Origin of the sequence: Paenibacillus luteus, assembly GCF_006542765.1 — a bacterium.
Lineage (GTDB): Bacteria > Bacillota > Bacilli > Paenibacillales > Paenibacillaceae > Pristimantibacillus > Pristimantibacillus luteus.
This window is the reverse complement of sequence record NZ_SKCD01000033.1, coordinates 278,334-301,148: the sequence shown is the minus strand read 5'-3', so window position 1 is coordinate 301,148 and position 22,815 is coordinate 278,334. Positions and strand designations below refer to the sequence as shown.

The following is a 22,815-nucleotide window of genomic DNA, read 5'->3' as shown; positions in this document are numbered from 1 at the left end:
ACCATAAAAAAGTCTTAATTATTACTGAATAATAGGTACAGAAACCCGAAATGACGTTTGATCCATATCACTCGATACCGAGATCGTGCCTCCATGCTTCTCCATCATGCTTTTTGCAATAGCAAGTCCTAGACCCGACCCACCCGACCACTGTGTACGAGATTTGTCCACCCGATAAAACCGGTCAAAGATGTAAGGCAAATCGGTGCTTGGAATGGGCTCACCGAAGTTGATGACCTCTACAATAGCCGCATTTGGCTCGCGCTGTACGGTTACAATCACCTGTTTGCCGTCCTTGCCATAATTCATCGCATTGGCGATAAGGTTTTCAAATACGCGAACCAACTTCGCTGCATCGGCCTTGACCATAATAGTCGTTTCCTTCGTTACCATCTTGCTGTGCATACCCGCTTCTTCCAGCGGCAGCCGAAACTGCACGAGCAGTTGTCCCAGCATTTCAACAAGATTAAAACTCGTTACCTTCAAAGCAGCCGTATCGTGGCGCATTCTGGTGTATTCAAAAAGATCGTTAATCAGCACATTCAAGCGCTGTGATTTATCGTAAGCAATCTGAACATAATGCCGCAGCTCCACCTCATCGCGGTAGCGGTCTTGTTCGATTAGGCCCAGATAGCCAAGCACGGAGGTAAGCGGCGTTCGCAGGTCATGCGATACATTCGTAATCAGCTCGTTTTTAGTTTGCTCTGCCTTCCGCTCCTCTTCGAGTGCGGCGTCGAGACGTCCAGCCAGATTATTGACATTCGCCGCCATCGAGCTGAGTGGATGACTTCTACGCATAACGATTTTATGGTTCAAAGCCAATGATCCATTGGCAATTCGACCAACGGTATCATTGATTTGGCCAAAAGAATGAAAAATGCTCCATTGGAAAAAAGCATAATATAGGATGAACAACAAAACTCCAAATCCTAATACAGCTTCCTCGTGGTAACCAGAAAAAACAGAATAAACTAAGTTTTGAAGTGGGCCGACACGGGTAACAATCCACAGAACAATAGGCACAAGCATGCTTACTGATACAGCAGCCAGCAAAATACTAAGAAAAAAATAAACAAACGATCGGACAACAAGCTTTCGGGTCAAATTATCCTTCAATTTTATAACCAACCCCCCACACCGTCACGATCATTTTATCGCCGAGCTCCTTCTCCAGCTTATCTCTGAGCTTGCTGATATGAACCATGACCGTATTGTTGGAATCAAAATATTTCTCTTTCCATACCTGCTGAAAAATATCTTCTGCACTGAACACTCTGCCCGGCTGTCCAGCCAGCAAATGAAGAATCCCGAACTCGGTTGAAGTCAAATGAAGCGCTTTGCCATCAACCTCCGCCGTATGGCTGAGCTTATCGATCCGCAGCGGTCCGAGGCGCAGCTCTTTATCCGACCTAGCGGTGCTGCTGTTTTCGGCTTGTGCACTGTATTGATAAGAACGGCGCAGCAAGGAACGAATGCGGGCAATAAGTTCAAGCGGGTTAAACGGCTTGATCATGTAATCATCAGCACCAGTCATCAGTCCCATAATCTTGTCCATATCTTCGGCCTTAGCGCTGAGCATCAAGATTGGAACGGATTGATCCTTTCTGAGCCGCCTCGTCACTTCTAGCCCATCCATATTCGGCATCATAATATCCAATATGACCAAATCAAAAGGATTTTTCTCATAGGCCTGAAGTGCTTCCATACCGTCATATGCTTTTTCGGTAACGAACCCCTCATTTTTCAAATATATTTCAATCAGATCCGCGATCTCCCGCTCGTCATCTACAATTAATACCCGTCTTTCCATTAGAAATCGGCCTCCTTCGTCCCAAAACTGTTCTTTTCATTGTGTCCGTTGAGCATACTATACATGAATATCCAAGGGCATGTCCTGCCGTTTCATGTAAAATCATAATGTTTAAGTAATTCTTAATGTTTTTTTAACCATTGCAGGAACCAGACACACGGTCTCACGTTATAGCCAACGCTTGTCCGTTGTGCTAAAATCGAGAGTATTATATTTTATTATGCACATAGGGGGCACTTACATGGCGGCCAAAAGAATGCGTTCAGACATGATCAAAAAAGGATTCGACCGCGCACCGCACCGCAGCTTGCTGCGCGCCGCAGGCGTGAAAGAGGAAGATTTCGACAAGCCGTTTATTGCGGTTTGTAACTCTTATATTGATATTATACCTGGTCACGTTCATCTCCAGGAGTTCGGCAAGCTTGTTAAGGAAGCTATTCGCGAAGCAGGCGGCGTGCCGTTTGAATTCAATACCATCGGCGTTGACGATGGGATCGCAATGGGTCATATCGGCATGCGCTACTCACTGGCAAGCCGCGAGATTATCGCGGATTCCATTGAGACTGTCGTTAATGCACACTGGTTCGACGGTATGGTCTGTATTCCAAACTGTGACAAAATTACACCAGGCATGATCATGGGCGCACTTCGCGTCAACATTCCAACCATGCTTGTCAGCGGCGGCCCAATGAAAGCTGGCAAAACCTCTGACGGCCGTTCCATCTCACTATCCAGCGTATTTGAAGGCGTTGGCGCTCACCAAGCCGGCAAAATCAATGATGATCAACTGATGGAGCTTGAACAGTTCGGTTGTCCGACATGCGGATCTTGCTCAGGTATGTTTACAGCTAACTCCATGAACTGCTTGGCTGAAGGCATGGGACTTGCTATGCCTGGTAACGGTACAATCCTTGCCGTATCTCCAGAACGCAAAGAGTTCGTTAAAGACGCAGCGCGTCAGCTTATGAAAATCATCGATCTCGGCATCAAACCGCGCGATATCGTAACCAAAGATACCATCGATAATGCATTTGCACTTGATATGGCGATGGGCGGTTCTACCAATACGGTTCTTCACACGCTTGCAATTGCACATGAAGCTGGCATCGAATACCCGATTGAGCGTATTAACGAAGTGGCTGAGCGCGTGCCGCATCTTGCGAAAATTGCTCCAGCCTCGGATTACCATATTGAAGATGTTCACAATGCAGGCGGCGTCAGCGCTGTTCTGAACGAGCTCTTCAAGAAGGAAGGCGCTTTGCACGGCGATTGCATTACAGTTACCGGCAAAACGCTTCGTGAAAATGTCATTGGCTGCGAAATTCAAGATACCGATATCATTCACACGATCGACAATCCGCACACCGCTCGCGGCGGACTGGCTGTATTGTTCGGCAACCTTGCTCCTAACGGCGCCATCATCAAAACTGGCGCAGTAGACAAATCAGTTGGCGGTTACCATAAAGGACCTGCTATCTGCTTTGATTCCCAGGACGAGGCGCTTCACGGCATTGCAAACGGCAAGATCAAAGAAGGCCATGTTGTCATCATCCGTTACGAAGGACCACGTGGTGGCCCGGGAATGCCAGAAATGCTCGCTCCAACATCTCAAATCGTTGGTATGGGCCTTGGCGCTAAGGTTGCACTTGTTACCGACGGACGCTTCTCCGGCGCATCCCGCGGCATCAGCATCGGCCATGCTTCACCAGAAGCAGCCGAAGGCGGCCCAATTGCGTTCGTACAAGATGGCGATATCGTTGAGATCGACATGAATAACCGGACGATGGATCTATTGATCAGCGATGAAGAATTCGAAAAACGCCGTTCCGAATGGAAAGGCTTCGAGCTCAAAATTAAACGCGGCTACCTCGCGCGTTATGCTCATCTTGTAACTTCCGCCAGCACCGGCGGCGTTATGAAAATGTAATCCGTATTCATGCTATAAAAAACGGCTTGCCTTCCTCAGTAAGAGGGGGCAAGCCGTTTCTCGTAGAAATAGAAAGCTTAGTTTATTATGTAAACCATTTAAAGTCTTCTCCATCAAAAAGGAGTGTCGGCTGTAAATAGCCGACACTCCTTTTTCAACTAAATTAGGCTGGCAGCAAGCTGCCCGCAAGTACAATTTCTCCACGTGGCTGTAAGCCCTTGGCATCCGGCTCATGGGTAATCGCAATTTGATCATACTCATCTGGCGCAAACGTATAATAAAGCGCACCTGTTCCCTCTTGCGTCAGGAATGTTCCGGCATTCACCGGCTTTCCTTCCTTCAGCAGCCATACTTGAAAAGCCTCATCTTTTGTCAGCTTTGGCAAATTTTCTGCCTGTACGATCAAGTGCATCCCTTTATCATCAATCACGATGGTTGCAAGTCCTTGTGCGACAATATCGGGTATGGTCGGAGATAAAGCTACAACATGATTAACTTGTGTCCCTGTAGGAGGTTGATCAATGGCGGCAAGTTGGCTTTGTAGCTCCTGCACTTGCGCTGCCAGCGTATCCGCTTCTCCATTCAAATGATTCACCCTCTGATACAGCCCAGCAGAGACGAGGAGAAGCACGGCTGCTGCAGCGGCAATCGTTGGCATTAACCACCTTTTTCCTTTAGGCTTGTTCACCATTCGCTTGCCAACTCGGCTTTCAGAATAATCAAATTCAGCAGGCTTACGCTCAGTCGGAGCTTCTTTTGAGCCGTCAGCTATTAAAGCACTCGAACTTCGTGCCTTTTGAGCGTTTTGAGAGTTTTGCTCCGAGTGCTTCTCCTGATCGGCATCCGCAACTGCTGCAAGAATTCTTGCTTTCATTCCCGAAGGGGGCTGTACCGGCTCAACCGTTAACGGCAGCACATTGATCACCGAGGACAACTCCTCCAACATATGCCTGCACTCTTCGCATTCCGGCAAATGCGCTTCAAATTCCAGCTTGTCCTCTTGGTCCAAGCCGCCCAGCAAATAGACTTCAACATCTTCACAAATTCCTTTACGCGAAAGCCTCATGGCCATACCCCCTCCTTCCTTGTCGTTTCAAATCGCTTTCGGAGCTGTTTTAAAGCAAGCCGTACCCTGCTCTTGACGGTTCCTAGCGGTATGTCCTGATTTAAGCTTACTTCCTGCTGCGTGTATCCCTTAAAATAAATCAGATCAACGACCTGCTTCTGATCCTCGTTCAGCTCGCGAAGCGCTTCCTGCATTTGCTCGCCGAGCATTTTATGTTCAACCTCTTGCTCTGTGGATTTGAATGCGGCTACTCTCTCCAGCACACCTTCCTCAGAAGCTTCTAAAGGCTTTCTTCCTTGTTTTCTTATCCAATCGACAGATAAATTGCGCGCAATTGTAAACATCCAGCTGCTGATTTTCCCGGCTGCTTCGCCTGTATCCAGACGCTCTGCCGAATTCCATACCCGAATGAACAATTCCTGCACGACCTCTTCAGCCGCCATAGCGTCCTTAACGATCCGATAAACAAAGGAGTAAATCTGGCGCTCATAGCGGTCATATAGCTGTTCTAAGGCAGCGGAATCGCGGTTTGCAATTTTCTGGATGAGCAGCTCGTCTGTTGCTGACTCCCCCATTAAGAGTTCCCTCCTCGCAAGCATTGTGTCATCATCATAACTTTTTCACGTCAAAAAGGAAAACCTTTTCATCGAAAATGCTATAGAAATCACTAAGTTGGTTAACTGTAGCTCCAAAAAAAAAAAAAACAGCTGTTCAAGAACTGGTCTTGAACAGCTGTTAGATCAAACCTTATTATATGGCTGTTGTTTTCGTACCTAGCTGCGCAGCTTCGTCGGCTGCTGCGCTTATTGTTCGTTCTACAACATCAGTTAATCGCTCCGCTTCCTCTTGCACCTTGCTCAGTTGAACCGTCGCATATTGCCTAATCGTATTGACGGGCATGAGCAGCATACGAGGCGAGATCGTATCCCTTTTTTTCTTCCCCTTGGCATTCTGCTTCGTGTTCGTCAGCACTCGAATTAAAATGCGCAAATAAATACGCGTCGATCTAGCAAACCATCCTTCAGGCAATTGAAAAATTTCAAAGCCCAACCGATCAGCACCGCGATGAATCATCGTTACGCCGTATACCGCTTTTATATCATTTGCTTCATGATCTGCAGCAAGCTGGTTCGCAAGCAGCGGAAGCGCCTGCTCTACTTCACGAAGCATGCGTATGCCAGTGGCAACTGGGGATTTGGAGGTGGCTGCAATCGAAGACAATTTTTTGTTGTCAAAATGCAGCTCTGCAACGCGGTCGCCTTTTTCCACTCGTCCGCCCTTTGCGAATTCAACATTTTCTCCGTTGTATGTTGTTACGCGATAATGGAATGCAGCATCCTTCACATCGCCTACCGTTTTCAAACGGAACATGACATGAAAGGCTCTTTCCCATAGCAGCCAAAGCGATACCATTGCTTTCTTCCAGAATGGAGAATACGCGGCGCGAGCAGCCTCAGTCAGCTTCATCATTTCCTCGATGCCGACAAACCGGAAACCTCGCTTCGTTCCTTCCTCCAAATAAGCTTCGAGTGCAATCAGCATATTTTGCGGCGCATCCTTGTCTGCCCCGAAGGTCATTCCGCAATCATGCAGCAGCATGACTTCGCCTGGTCTAAGCTTCTTAAGCATCCGCTTCTTCAAGCGTTCCGAGCCCAATCGAATTCGCCAATCTCCGAACATCGCAGACCATAATACAATTTGCAAGTAACCTAGGTTTCCGTAATCAAAAACGTTTATGATTCCCCAGGGAGGCCGATAATAAGTCGACCGTATGCCTGTTGCTTGTTCAATAATAGCAACTGTACGCTCGATTTGACGTTTCACCGTTCGAGGACGCATCAGCCAATTCGATTTATGAACGTAATTATGAATACCAAGATTATGGCCTTCATCCTTCATCCGGCGCAGCAGTTCTTCCTGTCCCTCTGCATGCGAGCCAACGATAAAAAAGGTTGCCTTCGCATTGTAGCGGGCTAGCAAGTCAAGCAGCTTGGGCGTATAAACAGGATCGGGACCATCATCGAAGGTAAGGGAAATCTCCTTCTCCACGCGCCCCTTCTTGAATACCCGAAACCCAAATGTACGGCTGATGAGACCTGGAAGAAACGCATAGAAGGATGCCACGTATAATCCCCATAAGAGTAAATTCTCCATTTTGTTTTCCCCACCGTTATATGATTTAGTCGACGAATGGATAGCGGTACAAAACAACAACAGTAGCTTTAATTGTAGCATAACGCAATAAAAAATAGGCATCTTTTTAAAAACTATAGTACAATCTTTATGGAATAATGATTATGGAAAAAGAAGGGGAAACACTATGCTGCCGTTTTATAAAAAGTACTGGCGAACTGCTTTTGACATCGCCCTCATCGCATTAACTGTCTATTTAATTATGTTTTCCTTCAGCTATTTGTACCGAATTGCAACGCCTATATTTTTTTCCTTTCTTATTTTCTTGTGCATCGAGCCGCTAGCAAAACGGTTGAACAAGCTCGGAATGAAAAAATCGATCGCATCCGGCATATCTGTTCTTTTGTTCACGCTGCTCATTCTTGCCGCTTTCTCCGGCGCTGCTTATCTGCTAACGAAACAAGGCACTGAGCTTTATAATAATTTCCCCAAATATCAGAAATTACTTGCCGTGCAGATTGCCAATATCACGGAAGAAGTTCAACAGCGTTTCGGAACGACGCCTGCTGATTTGGATCTCGTTCAACGTTCCAAGGACCTCATTGAAGGAGCCTCCTCTACGCTCGTCAAGTTTGGTCAGACTGTGCTGCACAATATTGTAGGCTATGTCTCTTCATTCTCGACCTTCATCTTTAACTTTGTCGTCGGGATTATATTAGCTTATTTCTTAAGTATAGAAATTACGACCTGGAAGAAAACAGCGGAGGACAAAACGCCGAATACGTTCAAATCTGCTTTCTTTTTCCTGCGTAACAACGTGTTCAAGGGCATTGCTCTCTACATCAAGGCGCAGGCCAAAATGATCAGTATCACCTTCGTCGTTATCTTGATCTCTTTGCTGCTGCTTCGAGTAGAAAATGCCTTCGTCATCGCGGTCGCATCCGCCATTTTCGATATTTTGCCGTTGCTTGGTGTAGGCACCATCTTCATTCCTTGGATTATTTATTTGATCATTGTAGGCAAGGTATCGCTCGCCATCTGGCTCTCCGTCTTATTTTTAGTCGTTGTGCTGACGCGTCAAATCCTTGAACCCAAAATCACAGGCGATTCGCTTGGCGTATCTGCCTTTACGATGCTCGCCTTCATGATTGTCTCGCTATCGTTGTTCGGCATAGCCGGTGTTATTCTCTCGCCGATACTCATGATCCTCCTCAAGGCGCTGTACGATCAAGGCTATTTTCACCGCTGGATTCATGCACCGCTGGGAGAGTTCGACACCCCATCAGGCGGAAGCGCTGCGGCCAAAATTCCGCCTCTTGATGAAGAGAGCCGCGAGGATAAGAAGATATAACAAAAAGCCAAACAAACGGGGCAAGTTAACAGCGAGGAATTCCTGCTGGAGCTTGCCCCGCTTGTTTAATGAAAATAACCTGATCATTGGAGGCGCTATACGACATGAGCGGAATTGCAAACACACCCAAGCCTCCGTATTACGCGGTTATTTTCTCTTCACAGCGCACGGAGGGAAACCGGGGATATGGTCAAATGGCCGACAAAATGGTCGAACTGGCATCCCGTCAGAGCGGCTACCTTGGCATAGAATCGGCCCGTGATGAGCAATTAGGCATTACGGTTTCCTATTGGGCTTCACTCGATGCCATCAAAAACTGGAAGGAAAATGCCGCCCATCAAGTCGCGCAAGAGCGCGGCAAATCGGAATGGTACGAAAGCTTCGCCCTCAGAATTAGCAAAGTCGAGCGGGATTATTTTTTCTGAGGCCATTATTCAGCAGCTAAAGAATGTAACAATGTTTAGGCGATTCCAATGAAAGACTTATACAAACATGAAATAAATGACAAATTCACTACTAGTTGCGCGCTTAGACAAACTAAGTAAAACGAAAAAATCACTCCTATTTAAGTTGAACTAACCATTTGCGATTTGATCGCTTCGCGAGCAGATCATTCTTTAAGCTGGTTCTCCAAAGTGATCTTCTCGCTTCGCTAAATCTATATTTCTTTGGTTCGACTTATATATAAGTTCAACTAATGATTTTAGACTCAATATGCTCCTGGAAGGAAGATTCCATACGGAAGCACATTCGGTCAATGATAGTCCGTTTATAATTGGGGATTTGCTCCATAAATAATCGTGGACCATACTCTCGTCTTCAAACAGCAGTTGGTGAATCTTATCATTCATTAATCTTTTTTTAAGTGAGGAAACCGTTCGCGCACAAACTTCGTTTGCTTTCCCTCATCGGCAGCTTCGAGCGTATACATCGGTCTGGTAAACCAGAGACCCGATCGGTGAAGCCATTTGGCCATACTCGTGATGGTGCAGCTTCGTTAAAAATCACGCTTGACATAAGCCGCAGCCAGAGCAGCGTCCAATTGTGCTTGTCGGGAAGCACAACTTCATGTTGAAGTTTCGATATCATCGTCTGCTAGGGAGTCAACTGTCCAGGAGCGCCTGTAGAGACATCCATCACGAAGCCATCCAACCCTTTCTTCATTGGTAAGATTGAATGGAAGTGCTCAGCGTTACAGGTTTTATACGAATCATCTCCGCAATTTCGATCACTGCATCAGCTTCACAGCATGTAAGTAAATCGTTTGATCGCGTTCATATATCCGGCAGCTTTTCTGTTATCTCAGCCATTTTTCCAGTTCCTGTTAATCTGCTGTTCGACTTCCATGGTTATCACTTGTCTCGAAAATTCAGCAGAAATAGCAGAAACGGATGAGATAGATGTGATAGGTGAGATAGGTGAGATAGGTGAGATAGGTCTAAAAAATAGATCTAATCTAGCCCAGCGACCCCAAATCAACTGGATATGGCTGGGTTTTGGAGATATAGATCTAATTTTTAGATCTAATCTGGCGAAAATAGCCGAAATCAATGAAATAGGTCTAAAAAATAGATCTAATCCAGCCCCGAGGCCCCAAACCAACTGGATATGGCTGGGTTTTGGAGAAATAGATCTATTTTTTAGATCTAATCTGGCGAAAATCGCCAAAATCGATGAAATAGGTCTAAAAAATAGATCTAATCTAGCCCAGCGGCCCCAAATGAACTGAATATGCTGGTTTTTGGAGATATAGATAAGTTGAACGAAAGAAATGAAGGATATGCGAAGCGAGAAGATCGACTGGAGAACCGCGACCCCATAGAATGATCAACTCGCGCAGCGACCAAAACGAGAAACTTTAGTTCAACTTATATAGATGCACGATGCAACAAACAGCCTCCCGGCTTTGCACCGGGAGGCTGTTTGTTGCATCATGTACGTTTTCATTGTGTGTGACATGCTGCGGGTCAGCTAGGGTCTACCCGATGGCTGCCATCGTTACGAGCGGCGATGTCCATGACGCCGCGAAAGAGCTTGGTCGCCTGGTTGGCGCTGCCAGGCGGTTTGTTTTCCACGAGCACGGCGATGGCGTAGCGCGGCTTTTTGACCGGGCCGTAGCCCGCAAACCACTGGTGGTTGCGGGCGGACCCGGCCCGAATCGTCTCGGCGGTGCCGGATTTCCCGGCCACTCGCCAAAGCCCTTGGCGGATCGATCGACCCGTCCCATGGTCGACGACCGCTTGCATGCCGCGCAGCAGCGCATAAGCAGTGGCCGGTTTAATCCGGCCGCTGGTTTGCGCCCGCTGCACGGGGAGCTTCACCATCCGCTGGCCGTTGGCATAGCGGATTTCACTAACGAGGCGCGGCTCCATAACGCGCCCTCCATTCAGCAGCGTTACAATCAGATTCGCCGCCTGAAGCGGCGTCATCCTAACATCACGCTGCCCAATGCCGCTTTGCGCGAGCACTCCGCCATCGACCGCTGCCAGCATCGCTGCCCGGTCCCTCGCCTTTCGCGCACCATCCAGCTTTCCGCCGCGCTTATTTGCGCTCGCAGCACCTGAACCCCCGGCTCCGCTCCTTATACTGCCGTTAGCTGAGCTTACATTTACAGAATGCTCAAGCCCTTGTCCTTGCCCAAACTCTTGTTCATGCACATCTTGCTCACGCTCATCCCCAGCCTCACTCCTGCCAGCCATCCTTCCAATCGAATTTCTTGGCACCGGTGCGAATAGCTGCCCTGCCTCCTCTTCCTCCAGCAGACGCAGCGGACCACCAAACGGGCCCAATGCCTGATCACGATGCCAGCCGGCCTGTAAACCAATGCCCAGCGCTTCTGCTGTTCGCTGCAGCTCTGTCGCCTTCAATCGTTCTGCAATCGTCGCAAATACGATATTGCACGACTGTGCCAGTCCCTCTTGAAGCGTCAGCCTCCCATGTCCGCCTTCCTTCCAGCAGGACAGGCCATACTTGCCATATTCCCCGTTGCATAGAAACGTCTCCTTCCGCCTGACTACCCCTGTCTCTAGCGCAGCTGCCTCGGTTACCAGCTTGAATACAGAACCCGGCGCAACCGCCCTCAGCGCATGATTTTCCCATTCGGTGCCATCTGCCGTCATGAACTGTCCTGGCTTAAGCTTCGGTCGAGACACCATAGCAATGATGTCCGCATTATTCGCATCCAGCACAACAACCGCCCCCTCTTGCAAGCCTTGCGTGTCCAAATAAACTTCGATTTCGTTTTGTAATTTCAAATCAATGGTCGTTATCGTTTTGAGTGGGTAATAGAGATTGCCAGGCTGCGTAATCCGCATATCCAGACCCTGCATCGGCGCATTTTTCCCATCCATAAAATAAGAGACCGAGGTCGGCCCTACTCCATGCAGCAGCTTATCCAGCGACTTCTCGAGGCCGGAGCCACCCACCTGTTCCGCTAGCTTCCTTTTGCCCGCCGCCAGCTCATTCGCGTATTCCCTTTGCAGCCATTCGGGATGCTGACTCGTAAAACCGATCCAATGCTTCGCTTCAAAATCCGGCAAATAGCGGTTGCGATAAGGAAGCACACGAATTCCATTTAGGTTCAGCCTTTTTATTTTGTCTGTTTGAGCTTCCGTAAGACGTAAAGGCTGAAGCTCACCTTCCGCCTTCCAAAAGACAGGCTCTCGCACTGCATCCCATTTTTGCAGCAGCTGTTCCTCAGTCACCCCTAAAACGCTGCTTAACTCTTTAAGTCCCTCATCACTGCCGCGCGCCTTACGCAATATCGGAAACAAAGCCGCAGCTAAATAAGTTTCTCCGGTAACCGGTGTTCCGTAACGGTCATAAAAATCGCCCCGCCCCGAATCCAGCACCAAATTGCGTTGGCGCTGCAGCACCGAGAGCCGCTGCCAGCCGCCACGGCTTGCCTGCGGAGTAAGCACCGATGCAGAAGAGCTAACCGGCATGAGCTGAAGCCACGCAAGCCGACCGATAAAAACAACCATAATCAAAGTAATCAAACAAGCGGCAATCCATATCCGTTTAAGCATTTTCCCTCACCATGAAGATAGAGCCCCTTTTCATTCGTGCCAGAGCATACTCGACGCCTACATTCTCATCGCTCCATTCGATATATGTTCAGTATCGCCTTTAACCAAATCCTTTCAAACCTCCCTCCCTAATCAAAAAAAAGAGCCATTCAGCACAATTGTCCTGAACAGCTCTCTAACTTATTTATTATACAGTTATACCCGTCTATACTCTGTTAATCAATTTTAAACTGGGAGAGTGATTCCTTCAACTCGCGGGACACCGTATCCAGCTTCTCTGACAGCCTTACCATGCCATCACTAATGCTAAGCTGCTCCGAACTAAGAGACGCGACTTCCTCTGACGTAGCTGATGACTCTTCGGCTACTGCGCTTACGTTGGTCATCGCATCCGACAATACAGCTTGAGACTGATCCAGCTGACCAATCGAATCGGTTACCAAATCAAGCTTTTCTGTAAGTTCGCCCATTTGGCTCGATACCGTCAAGAATATTTGGTTCGCTTCTTTAACGGAGCCAATTTGCTCTTGGAAGAGCGGATAAGCATCCGATAGCACAAGAACCGTCTCGTCGATTTCGCCTCTGATTTTTTCTGTAATTTGTCCAACTACATCGATAGACTGGCGGGATTGATCTGCAAGCTTACGGATCTCATCAGCAACAACCATAAACCCTTTGCCTGCTGCCCCAGCCCGTGCAGCTTCAATCGTAGCATTCAACGATAGAATATTCGTTTGCTTCGTCAAATTATTAAGCACATCCAAAATTTTAACGATAGAGCCCGTGCTCACCTTCAGCGCATCTACCTTCTCGACCATGGAGCGCGTCATTTCCTCCGTCATGCCGGTCTTCTGAATAAGCACGCCCATATAGGCCGTACCTTGCTGACTCGCTTTCTCCACTTCTTGCGCAGAGCTGACCATCTGTTCATTGGCATCAATTACTTTTTTCATTTGAACATCAATATGTCCCGTCAAATCAGTGCCTCGCTCTGCCTCAACCGCGAGACTCGTCGCACCGCCTGCAATTTCTTCTGTAGCAACCGCAATCTCCTTAGCGGAAATCGCCGTTTTTCTAGAGGCATCGCTTAACTCGGTTGCCGTTACCAAAACCTCTTCAGCAGAACGTGTCGTCTGAATGGCCAAGCTCTTGATTTGCGTCATCATAAGGTTAAAACTTTCACTAAGCTCGCCGATCTCATCCTGCCGTTTTTTCATGACGGAACGAACCGTAAGATTTCCGCTCGCACCCTCTGTCATCAAATTGCGGAGCTTAACTAATGGCTGAGCAATCGTCATAATGACTAAAAACCCAATTGCGATAGCGATGACAGCTGCCATCAGCACCGTCAACCAAGTCATATTCTGGATCGCCTTAGCGTCTTTCACAAGCTCTTTTACAGGTACTGTTCCAACTAGCTTCCAGTCCATAGTCGAGAATGTTTTGTACGCAGCCAGCACATCTTCGCCGTCCGTTGTCGTCATCTTCACGGAGTCCTGCTGCGCTTTGTTCCCTTCTTGCGGCAGAGTAATATTTGCTGCCTTGCCGATTAGGGTAATATCCGAATTGGTGATGTATTGGCCCTTCTCGTCAACAAGCGCTACTTGGCTGCCTTCTCCGAGATTAACATCACGGTAACGTTCGGAAATCGATTCCGCAGGAATTTCTAATAACAATACATAAGACGCTTCACTTGAAGTCGTGTCTTTAATTAGACGGCTTAGTCCAATCGTAACTACGCTTGATGGATTCGATAAACCTTCAGGCTGCGGTGGAATCCAATTGGTTTTGCCTGCATTTTCGATGGTTTTCTTGAACCACGCCGATTGCATCAGCTTCTCAGCGCTGCTGCTTGTAGCTGAGCCCGCAGTTACAGTGCTAAGCTTAGGATTCACTGGCAACAGCATCATGGAGACAATCGTATTGTTGCCCATACTGTAGTTTTGCATTTTGTCGCTTAATTTACGTGAGGATTCAAACTGTGTGTAATCATCCTTTGCCTCCAGCATCGTCCGTACAATTTCATGGAAATCCTTATCAATTAAGATTTGCAGCGACAAATCCTCATAGGTCTTATAGATGACATCAAGATTATTGGCTACCTGCTTGACCGTTTCAAAGCTAGCATCGGAAACTTTGCTTTCAATGATGGACTTTGACTTCGAATATGCCAATAGACCTACGGTCAATACACATGCAATAATGCTGCAAAAAATAATTAAGAATAGCTTTAAGCCTACTGACTTGATAGGATTGGACATCTTCGTTCCCTTCAGTCCTGACTTTGCCGCTTCTGTTAAAGCCTTCAAACCTGATTGCGCTTTCAAATTTAAATCAGACTTCCCGCTAACCGCTGAGCTCCCCTGCCCAATCGGCTGTTTTTGCTTCGACTTCTTCGCTTTTTGTTCTTCTGGATTTTTCATTGGGTAAGACACCGCCTTCAATATTGTAAGTCTGAAATAGTGCATATGCAGCTAGCGAATCTTGCCGAAATATGTATTAATAGTGTATTTACAGTATATTATTTTATATCGACAGACACTAGTCATTTCATAAGAATAAAAACAAAAAAAGAGCCTTATTTTTTAGAAAAAATAAGACTCTAGTCATGCCTCTGCTCTATTCTACTTTTTTCCTATTTTCTTCCTCATCATATCCATTGGCTTTACAGGCTTTAACGTCCTTATGCGAATATGCTGAAGCGGATGGCGTGCTGCCTCCAGCGAAGCACCCTCTGCATCCGTAATCTCGGTAATCGTCTGCTTGAAGAAAGTGCCTTGCGGTCCAACAAATTCAATTTCCTGTCCGAGCTTAAAATGATTGCGCTGCTGAACAGTGGCAAATCCAGACTTCGCATCATACTCCAGCACTACTCCCGCAAAATCATAAGGTGCCGCCTTCTCCTCCGGTTCGTAAATATGGTCCTCCGCTCCAGGTACATCCAGGAAAAAGCCTGTATTCAAAGGCCGATTAGCTGCCTTGTTAATCTCTTCCACCCATTCTCGCTTTAATTCAAAATGCTCTGGGTCTGCGAAATAGGCATCAATCGCTTGTCGGTATACATTTACGACCGTTGCTACGTAGTGGATGCTCTTCATTCGCCCTTCGATTTTAAAACTATCTACCCCAACTTCAATTAGCTCAGGCAAATACTCAATCATGCATAGATCCTTGGAGCCCATTGTAAATTTATCTTCATCCTCCGGATACAGCGGCATATCATCTACGAATAAATCGTACTTCCAACGGCAAGACTGCGAGCAGCCGCCCCGGTTCGAATCCCGATCGGTAAAATGATTAGATAGCACACAGCGACCAGAGAAGGACGAGCACATTGCGCCATGAATGAACGCTTCGATCTCGATGTCTACATGCTTTTTGATTTCAGCTATATCCTTAAAGCTCGTTTCTCGAGCCAGAACCACCCGTGGTAATCCCTCTTCCTTCCAAAACTGAACCGCCTGCCAGTTAAGTGTCGATTGTTGGGTGCTCAAATGCACCTCCAGCTTCGGAGCTACACGCTGCGCTGTCTCGATAATGGCAGGATCAGCTGCAATAATGGCAGAAATTCCTGCCTCCTGCAATGAGCGAAGATAGTCCTCCAAGCCCTCAACATCCTCATTATGCGCATAAATATTCGTTGCCACAAATACTTTGGCGCCATAACGATTGGCGAATTCTACGCCTTCCTTCATCTCTTCAAAGCTGAAGTTGTCGGCATTGGAACGCAGGCCGTATTTTTGCCCACCGATATATACCGCATCCGCACCATAATGAATAGCAAATTTCAACTTCTCCAGATTACCCGCTGGAGCAAGAAGCTCTGGCTTGTCCAAGCGGTGCCGCTTTCCCTGGTAACGCGGAGCAACCTTATCTGTTGTTGTCATAGCTGTGCACCTCCTAAAGTTTTGCGAAGCAAAACTCACTTCGTAAGCATGTTCTTTTAGTTCAACTGAATAGATTAGTAGACCTGCTCTTTATAAAAGAATCCGTAGCTAAGCTCGCGATTAGGGTCCTGCACCTGCTGAATAGCTTCGAGCCATTCCTCCTGAAACGAATAATCGTCCGGATCAGCTGTGTATGCGTCAATCGCATTCCGATAGGCGCGAACAACGATTTCATTGTATTCGATCGGCTTCATTATTCCTTCAATCTTGAGACTGGTTACGCCAGCCTCCATTAGCTCATGTAAATTTTCGACCATGCAAATATCGTCAGAGCTCATGATGTGGGTGCCATTTGCATCCTCATAGATCGGGTATCGTTCATCCTGGCGCTCCGCTTCCATCACATACAAGCCGCGGTCCTTGTCTTTGCGGGGCAGCCTGTCCGTTTCCGACTGATGTTCCATATAGCTGTCTACAAGCGATCGCTTTGAATGATAAATATTCGTCATTCCATGCACTTGAACTTGAGTTTCAAGGGCCGTGCTTGCCGCTGTCTCGATCACCTGCTCCATATTCAGCTCGCGTGCGAGCACAAAGCGGGATGCGCCTCTGCGTCCCCAATATTCCGCAGTGACGAAGTTAGTCGAAGTCATCTCCGCATTCCAATGCAACGCAATGCCAGGTGCATGTTGCCTTGCCGCCATAAGAACAGCAGGATCACCGAACACAATGGCATCTACGCCGGCTTCAGCAAGTGAAGCGACATAATCGTCCAGGCAGTCTGCGGTTTCGTTGTCCATCAAATTGTTTAAGGATGCGTAGATTCGCACTCCTTTTGGCTTTGCTATTTCTACTGCCTGTACGATCATATCCTGGCTGAACTCGCCTGAGAGCCGCATGCCGTAACGGGCCTCGCCGATAACAAAAGCATCGGCGCCCGCGGCTATGAGCCGCTCAAGCTCTTCCAGCGATCTGGCCGTAGCCAATAATTCCGGCTTGTAAGCCATGCTTAATCCTCCTCAATTGCCTAGAGCTGTATCACTGACCGAATAAAGAATTAGCCAGCGGTCTGGTTGCTCTTCTCGATGTTTCTCAAATGCTCTTTATACGTTTTTGCGAACAAATGCGACTGGCTTCCGTCTTTTTTCGTCACATAGAAGAAATAATCCGTATCCTCAGGATACAAAGCAGCTTCTATCGAATGGAAGCTTGGGCTGGCAATCGGTCCTGGCGGTAAGCCTTCTACTTTATACGTGTTATAAGGGCTATCCACCAACAGGTCCTTCTCGTAAAGCCGCTCTTTGGGCTTATCAAGGGAATATTGCACGGTTGCGTCAATTTGAAGCTTCATTCCATCAGCAAGGCGATTATAGATTACACCTGCCACAAGAGCTCTCTCTTCGTCTACGACCACCTCACGCTCCACCAACGAGGCAATCGTCAGCAGCTCATGCAAAGACATTTTTTTCTCTTCCAGCACATCCATCCAGCCTTCAGGCAGCATAGCCAGCTTCCGATCAAACTCAGATATCATCCGTTTGATAATATCCTCTTCCGTGCTTTCCTTTTTCATTTCATACGTTTCAGGGAAGAGATACCCTTCGAGGCGCTGGTGCAGCTTATCGCTCTCCGGTATAGAGCGTACAGCTTCGGCATCGCCCCATGCCTGCGTCGAAGCAACCAAACTCAAAAACTTTTCTTTATTAATAAGCTTCTCTGCTGCAAGCTTATCCGAAATTTGCAATACAGTGAAACCTTCCGGTATTGTGAAGCGAATCGTCTCCGCAGCTACCGTGTCACCGGCATTCAGCTTTGCGATAATCGCATCTTTGTCCATTCCAGGGCTAAGCTCATATTGTCCCGCTTGAAATCGCGAACCTTGGTCATTCAGCTTCAAATAATACTTAAATATAAATGAGTTTTTGATGAGTCCTTGCTGTTCAAGTAATTCTGCAACCTCATTTGCCGACGTACCTTTTGGAATATCAAACTTTTGTATTTCCCCAGCAGCTGTTGGCTGCAAGCTGTTCCATACGTAAAAGGCTACGCTCCCTGCTCCAATGATCATAATGCCTAGCAAGCTTAAAATGACCCATAATGTAATGCGGCTTCGCTTCGGACCAGACGATGAATACTGGTCGCGCTGCTCTGGCTGCTGCGATGACTTGTCCAACCTTAGACCCCCTTTTTATATTCCTTCATTTGTACTTTATCCATTTTCACAGACAAAGACAGCCGAAACCAGTCTCAGATGGTTCAGCTTACTTATATTAGGATAATCATTTCACAATCTTTGTAAGATTAGATGCTTACATGCAAGAATAAACGGCTTGGCCGCCCTCTGCAAAAGGACAGTATCCGTTTATCGTAGAAATAGAAAATATCTTCATCGTGTAACTCCACTAAAGCCTTCTATTTGAACGAAAGAGCGGTTGTACACCGCTCTTTCGTTGCTAAACTATAGTGGTTCTATTAAGGGCGCTCATCGGTTGCGAACAGCAAATCATCATAAGCCTCCGACGCCGCTTCCCACTCTTCATCATCTTCAATGTTCTCCAGCTGCGGCTCTCCGCCAACCTGAATGACGCGGAAAAGCTCGACATCTTCTTCGCCACGCATCGGATCGGATTGAAGGGCGGCATACACACGATCTCCAAGTTGAAATTCAGCCTTGATATCGTATACTTCCACGCTGCCGTCATCGGCTTGCAGTTCAATTTCGTTTCCGAAAGCGTCTCTTAAGCTATTCAGCTTTTTTGGCGCTTCATGCTCAGTACCAGACATTAATTTTCTTCCTCCATCTCGCCAAGGAGCGTGTTAAACGTTTCCTCGACCATGTTCCATTCCTCTTCATCTTCAATCGTGTAGAGCTTCAGATCATCGCCTTCTTCTTCATAACGGAAAGCGTATACTTCATCTTCCTCGTCATTCTCGCCAGCGACCGGAACAACCATCATATATTTCTGATCGGAACCATCAACTTCAAATTTCATGATGACTTCGAATTCCTCTTCGTTGCCTTCTTCATCCGGGATATAAATAATTTCCGGCTCTTCGAATTCCAGATCTTCTTTTGTCATGTTTACCCTCACCTTTTCGCTATAGAATCGAGATAATTTTGCAAAATAAGCGTTGCCGCCATTTTGTCGATTACGAGCTTTCGCTTCTTCCGGCTGACGTCCGCTTCAATAAGCGTTCGTTCGGCAGCTACCGTTGTCAGCCTTTCATCCCAAAGGTGAACAGGTATGTTTAGTTTCTGCTTAATCTGTTCCGCGAATTCCATACTAATTTCGCCACGCGGACCGATGGTACCGTTCATGTTCTTAGGCAGACCCACAACGATTTCACTAACCTCATGCTCTTTAACCAAATCTGCAATGCGGTCAAATTCACTTCCATCGCGTCTGCGTTCAATGACTCCAGTACCTTGCGCGGTCCAGCGAAAGGCGTCGCTGACCGCTACGCCAATATTGCGGTCACCATAGTCCAACCCCATCAATCTCATGTCTTGTCCGGCTCCTGCCTGCTTTGTTATTGTTTCTTGTGGTTTAGATAAAACCGGACAAGCTCTTCAATTAATTCGTCTCGTTCCTTCTTGCGAATTAAACTCCTGGCGTTGTTATGCCGCGGAATATACGCGGGATCTCCGGACAGCAAATACCCAACGATCTGGTTAATTGGATTATATTCTTTCTCTAGAAGCGCTTCATGCACCGATAGCAGAATGTCTTGAGAAGATTCAACCCCCTCCGCCTTCACGTTAAATTTCATTGTATTGTCCATGGAACTCATCGCCAGCACCTCGCTTTCCAAACCGCTTTTCAGTGGGATATACATTTATATCATATCACATTTGTTTGACTAAGAACCAGTTCTTCCGCAAGTTTCAAAGCTTCATCTAGCTTTGAGATATCTTTTCCGCCTGCCTGGGCCATATCTGGACGGCCTCCGCCGCTGCCACCAACGTGAACGGCAGCTTCTTTTACGATTTTTCCAGCATGGAAACCTTTTTTGACAAGATCCGCAGAAACAGCCGCTGCAAGGTTGACCTTGTCCTCAGAGACCGCTCCAAGCACGATTACGCTGGACTCAAGCTTAAGCTTCAATTCATCGACGATGCCGCGAAGCGCGTCCATGTTCGGCGCATTGACTTTAGCGCACAATATGGTAACTCCGTTAACCGTCTTTGCATTTTGCTCAAGGGAACCTGCCTCGATCCGGCTCAGCTTCGCTTGCAGCGATTCATTGTCACGCGAGAGTTCCTTCACTTGGCCAAACAATGACTCAATTCGTTTTGGCACGTCATTGGTGTTTGATTTCAGCAATACTGCAGATTGCTTAAGCAATTCCAGTTGACCCTCCAAATAGTTATACGCATGCTTGCCTGTTACGGCTTCAATTCTTCGTACGCCTGAGCCGATTCCGCTCTCGCTAAGCAGCTTGAACAGTCCAATTTGCGACGTATTGCCCACGTGACAGCCTCCGCACAGCTCAAGGCTATAGCTTCCAACCTGAACAACCCGCACCTCATCGCCATACTTCTCGCCGAACAAAGCCATCGCGCCCATAGCCTTCGCTTCATCGAGTGACTTTGTTTCTATATTCACGGCTGTACCGAGCCAAATTTGTTCATTCACGCGGCGTTCGATTTCCACAAGCTCCTCAGCTGTAATACTGCCGAAGTGAGAGAAGTCGAACCGCAATCTCTCTGCTTCAACAAGCGATCCTGCTTGGTTGACATGGTCTCCAAGCACTTCTTTGAGCGCTTTGTGGAGTAAGTGTGTGGCTGTATGGTTCTTGATAACATCATCGCGAACCGTTTTGGTTACAACAGCTTTTGCTGTCTCGCCTAAGCGCACAGAACCGGAAATCACGACCGCATGGTGGACGCTTTGGCCGTGCGGTGCTTTAGTTACATCTTCCACCTGAAGTGCAAAGCCCTCGCCGCTGATCAAGCCTTTGTCACCGATCTGGCCGCCGCTCTCTGCATAGAAAGGCGTTCGGTCCAGAATAACAGCAACCTTGCTGCCGTTAGCAGCTGCTTCCACCAGGCTGTCTCCATGCACGATAGCTATAATTTTCACTTCAGTTACCAGTTCATTATAGCCAACAAACTCGCTTTTAATCGTAAAATCACCCAGCGGTCCGCCCTGCACCTTCATGCTGCCCGTGTCTTGGCGAGCCGAGCGCGCACGGTCGCGCTGCGCTTCCATTGCTGCATCAAAACCTTCGCGATCAACCGTCATCCCGTTCTCCGATGCAAAATCTTCCGTCAAATCAAACGGGAAGCCATACGTATCATAAAGCTTGAATGCATCTTCCCCGCTGATCTCCTTATTGCCTGCTTTGGTAGCTGCTGCAACAAGATCGGACAGCATAGCCAGACCATCGGAGAGCGTTTCATGGAAGCGTTCCTCTTCCGTGCGGATGACACGCTCAATAAATTCGCGCTTGGCGACAACCTCTGGGTAGTAAACGCCCATTACCTCACCGACAATCGCTGTCAGCTGATGCAGGAATGGACGGTCAATGCCAATGGTTTTCCCATAACGCACGGCACGGCGAAGCAAACGGCGAATGATATAGCCTCGTCCTTCATTAGAAGGCATAACGCCGTCACCAACTGCGAACGCTACCGTTCGAATGTGATCAGCAATGACTTTAAGCGCCACATCATGCTCTTCGTTCGCTTTGTAGGTTACCTTTGCAATCTCGCAAGTACGGTCGATAATTGGACGGAACAAATCGGTATCAAAGTTGGAATCTACGTCCTGCAAAATCGAAGCAAACCGTTCCAGACCTGCACCTGTATCGATGTTTTTAATCGGCAGCGGCGTATAACTTCCATCCTTGTTGTGGTTGAACTGCGAAAACACGACGTTCCATACTTCAAGGAAACGCTCATTCTCTCCGCCTGGCCAGCATTCCGGATCCGAAAGGTCGCCGTATTTGTCGCCGCGGTCATAAAAAATTTCCGTACAAGGTCCGCATGGGCCCTCGCCGATATCCCAGAAGTTTTCTTCCAGCTTGTAGATGCGCTCAGCAGGCAGACCGATTTTTGTATTCCAGAAAGCGAAAGCTTCCTTATCCTCAGGGTATACCGTTACCGACAAGCGGTTCGGATCGAAGCCGATCCATTTCGGCTCGGTAAGAAATTCCCACGCCCATGTAATCGCTTCTTCTTTAAAGTAATCGCCAATGGAGAAGTTGCCCAACATCTCGAAGAACGTATGGTGTCGGCGAGTTTTGCCAACATTCTCAATATCGTTCGTACGAATACATTTTTGCGAATTGGTGATCCGCGGGTTTTCCGGTACGACACGTCCATCAAAATACGACTTCAGTGGCGCCATGCCTGCATTTATCCATAGCAAGGATGGGTCATTATGCGGAACGAGCGATGCGCTTGGTTCAATTTTATGGCCTTTGCTTTCAAAAAAAGCAAGCCATTTTGCCCGAATTTCACTAGCTTTCATTATTAATTGCCCCCTTTAAATGATAAAACACAAAAAACGCCCCTGTCATAGACAGGGACGAATAGATTCGCGGTACCACCCTGGTTATTGCGCAGCTGCAAGCAGCAAGCACAATCGCCTTCATTAGACGATAACGG

General features: G+C 47.5%; 19 protein-coding genes. 3 read left to right on the top strand and 16 right to left on the bottom strand.

Features of this window, described 5'->3' with window-relative positions:
* Nucleotides 1-21: 21 nt before the first annotated feature.
* Both E0496_RS23565 and E0496_RS23560 read right to left on the bottom strand, forming a co-directional pair.
* Complete coding sequence (locus E0496_RS23565) at nucleotides 22-1,116, bottom strand: sensor histidine kinase (RefSeq protein ID WP_241674950.1); 1,095 nt, start codon at nucleotides 1,114-1,116, stop codon at nucleotides 22-24.
* Entirely contained in the window at nucleotides 1,106-1,810 is a 705-nt protein-coding gene (locus E0496_RS23560) for a response regulator transcription factor (protein WP_141504205.1), read from the bottom strand. Before E0496_RS23560 ends, E0496_RS23565 begins: the two co-directional genes overlap by 11 nt.
* A 241-nt stretch (nucleotides 1,811-2,051) precedes the next feature.
* On the opposite strand from E0496_RS23560, the gene ilvD reads away from it, so the two are divergent.
* Nucleotides 2,052-3,737 carry a dihydroxy-acid dehydratase gene (gene ilvD, locus E0496_RS23555; protein WP_141504204.1) on the top strand — a complete coding sequence of 562 codons (1,686 nt, stop codon included), beginning with the start codon at nucleotides 2,052-2,054 and terminating at the stop codon, nucleotides 3,735-3,737.
* 163 nt (nucleotides 3,738-3,900) lie between these two features.
* Here ilvD and E0496_RS23550 read toward each other — a convergent pair whose 3' ends face one another.
* From E0496_RS23550 to E0496_RS23540, 3 genes are all read right to left on the bottom strand, one after another.
* Entirely contained in the window at nucleotides 3,901-4,803 is a 903-nt protein-coding gene (locus E0496_RS23550; RefSeq protein WP_161601531.1) for an anti-sigma factor, read from the bottom strand.
* On the bottom strand, nucleotides 4,800-5,378 hold the full coding sequence (locus E0496_RS23545; protein ID WP_141504202.1) for an RNA polymerase sigma factor: 579 nt from the start codon (nucleotides 5,376-5,378) through the stop codon (nucleotides 4,800-4,802). Before E0496_RS23545 ends, E0496_RS23550 begins: the two co-directional genes overlap by 4 nt.
* 175 nt (nucleotides 5,379-5,553) lie before the next feature.
* Nucleotides 5,554-6,957 (bottom strand): polysaccharide deacetylase family protein, encoded by a 1,404-nt coding sequence (locus E0496_RS23540; RefSeq protein WP_141504201.1) that lies wholly within the window; start codon nucleotides 6,955-6,957, stop codon nucleotides 5,554-5,556.
* 166 nt (nucleotides 6,958-7,123) lie between these two features.
* On the opposite strand from E0496_RS23540, the gene ytvI reads away from it, so the two are divergent.
* Together ytvI and E0496_RS23530 are read left to right on the top strand one after the other, a co-directional pair.
* Complete coding sequence (gene ytvI / locus E0496_RS23535; RefSeq protein WP_141504200.1) at nucleotides 7,124-8,287, top strand: sporulation integral membrane protein YtvI; 1,164 nt, start codon at nucleotides 7,124-7,126, stop codon at nucleotides 8,285-8,287.
* Between the two features lie 104 nt (nucleotides 8,288-8,391).
* Nucleotides 8,392-8,712, top strand: a complete 321-nt coding sequence (locus E0496_RS23530) for an antibiotic biosynthesis monooxygenase family protein (RefSeq protein ID WP_141504199.1) — start codon at nucleotides 8,392-8,394, stop codon at nucleotides 8,710-8,712.
* A gap of 425 nt (nucleotides 8,713-9,137) precedes the next feature.
* On the opposite strand, the gene E0496_RS37240 is transcribed toward E0496_RS23530, so the two are convergent.
* The 11 genes from E0496_RS37240 to alaS form a co-directional block, all read right to left on the bottom strand.
* Entirely contained in the window at nucleotides 9,138-9,263 is a 126-nt protein-coding gene (locus E0496_RS37240) for a hypothetical protein (protein WP_141504198.1), read from the bottom strand.
* A 991-nt stretch (nucleotides 9,264-10,254) separates the two neighbouring features.
* Nucleotides 10,255-12,315, bottom strand: a complete 2,061-nt coding sequence (locus E0496_RS36635) for a peptidoglycan D,D-transpeptidase FtsI family protein (RefSeq protein ID WP_241674948.1) — start codon at nucleotides 12,313-12,315, stop codon at nucleotides 10,255-10,257.
* Between the two features lie 215 nt (nucleotides 12,316-12,530).
* Nucleotides 12,531-14,738 carry a methyl-accepting chemotaxis protein gene (locus E0496_RS23510; protein ID WP_175598111.1) on the bottom strand — a complete coding sequence of 736 codons (2,208 nt, stop codon included), beginning with the start codon at nucleotides 14,736-14,738 and terminating at the stop codon, nucleotides 12,531-12,533.
* A gap of 201 nt (nucleotides 14,739-14,939) precedes the next feature.
* Nucleotides 14,940-16,202, bottom strand: a complete 1,263-nt coding sequence (locus E0496_RS23505) for a peptidase U32 family protein (protein ID WP_141504197.1) — start codon at nucleotides 16,200-16,202, stop codon at nucleotides 14,940-14,942.
* A 74-nt stretch (nucleotides 16,203-16,276) separates the two neighbouring features.
* Entirely contained in the window at nucleotides 16,277-17,209 is a 933-nt protein-coding gene (locus E0496_RS23500; protein WP_141504196.1) for a peptidase U32 family protein, read from the bottom strand.
* Between the two features lie 50 nt (nucleotides 17,210-17,259).
* A complete protein-coding gene (gene mltG / locus E0496_RS23495; protein WP_241674947.1) occupies nucleotides 17,260-18,375 on the bottom strand; it encodes an endolytic transglycosylase MltG in 1,116 nt (371 codons plus the stop codon).
* Between the two features lie 299 nt (nucleotides 18,376-18,674).
* Complete coding sequence (locus E0496_RS23490) at nucleotides 18,675-18,986, bottom strand: DUF1292 domain-containing protein (RefSeq protein ID WP_139990929.1); 312 nt, start codon at nucleotides 18,984-18,986, stop codon at nucleotides 18,675-18,677.
* Entirely contained in the window at nucleotides 18,986-19,282 is a 297-nt protein-coding gene (locus E0496_RS23485; RefSeq protein ID WP_139990930.1) for a DUF1292 domain-containing protein, read from the bottom strand. Before E0496_RS23485 ends, E0496_RS23490 begins: the two co-directional genes overlap by 1 nt.
* 8 nt (nucleotides 19,283-19,290) lie before the next feature.
* The gene (gene ruvX, locus E0496_RS23480) at nucleotides 19,291-19,707 is read right to left on the bottom strand and encodes a Holliday junction resolvase RuvX (RefSeq protein WP_141504195.1); all 417 of its coding nucleotides are present in this window, start codon (nucleotides 19,705-19,707) and stop codon (nucleotides 19,291-19,293) included.
* A 26-nt stretch (nucleotides 19,708-19,733) separates the two neighbouring features.
* Nucleotides 19,734-19,994, bottom strand: coding sequence for an IreB family regulatory phosphoprotein (locus tag E0496_RS23475; RefSeq protein WP_053377682.1), 261 nt, complete (start codon nucleotides 19,992-19,994; stop codon nucleotides 19,734-19,736).
* A 50-nt stretch (nucleotides 19,995-20,044) separates the two neighbouring features.
* Nucleotides 20,045-22,678: an alanine--tRNA ligase gene (alaS, locus tag E0496_RS23470; RefSeq protein WP_141504194.1), complete on the bottom strand. Its 2,634-nt coding sequence runs from the start codon at nucleotides 22,676-22,678 to the stop codon at nucleotides 20,045-20,047.
* Nucleotides 22,679-22,815 lie beyond the last annotated feature (137 nt).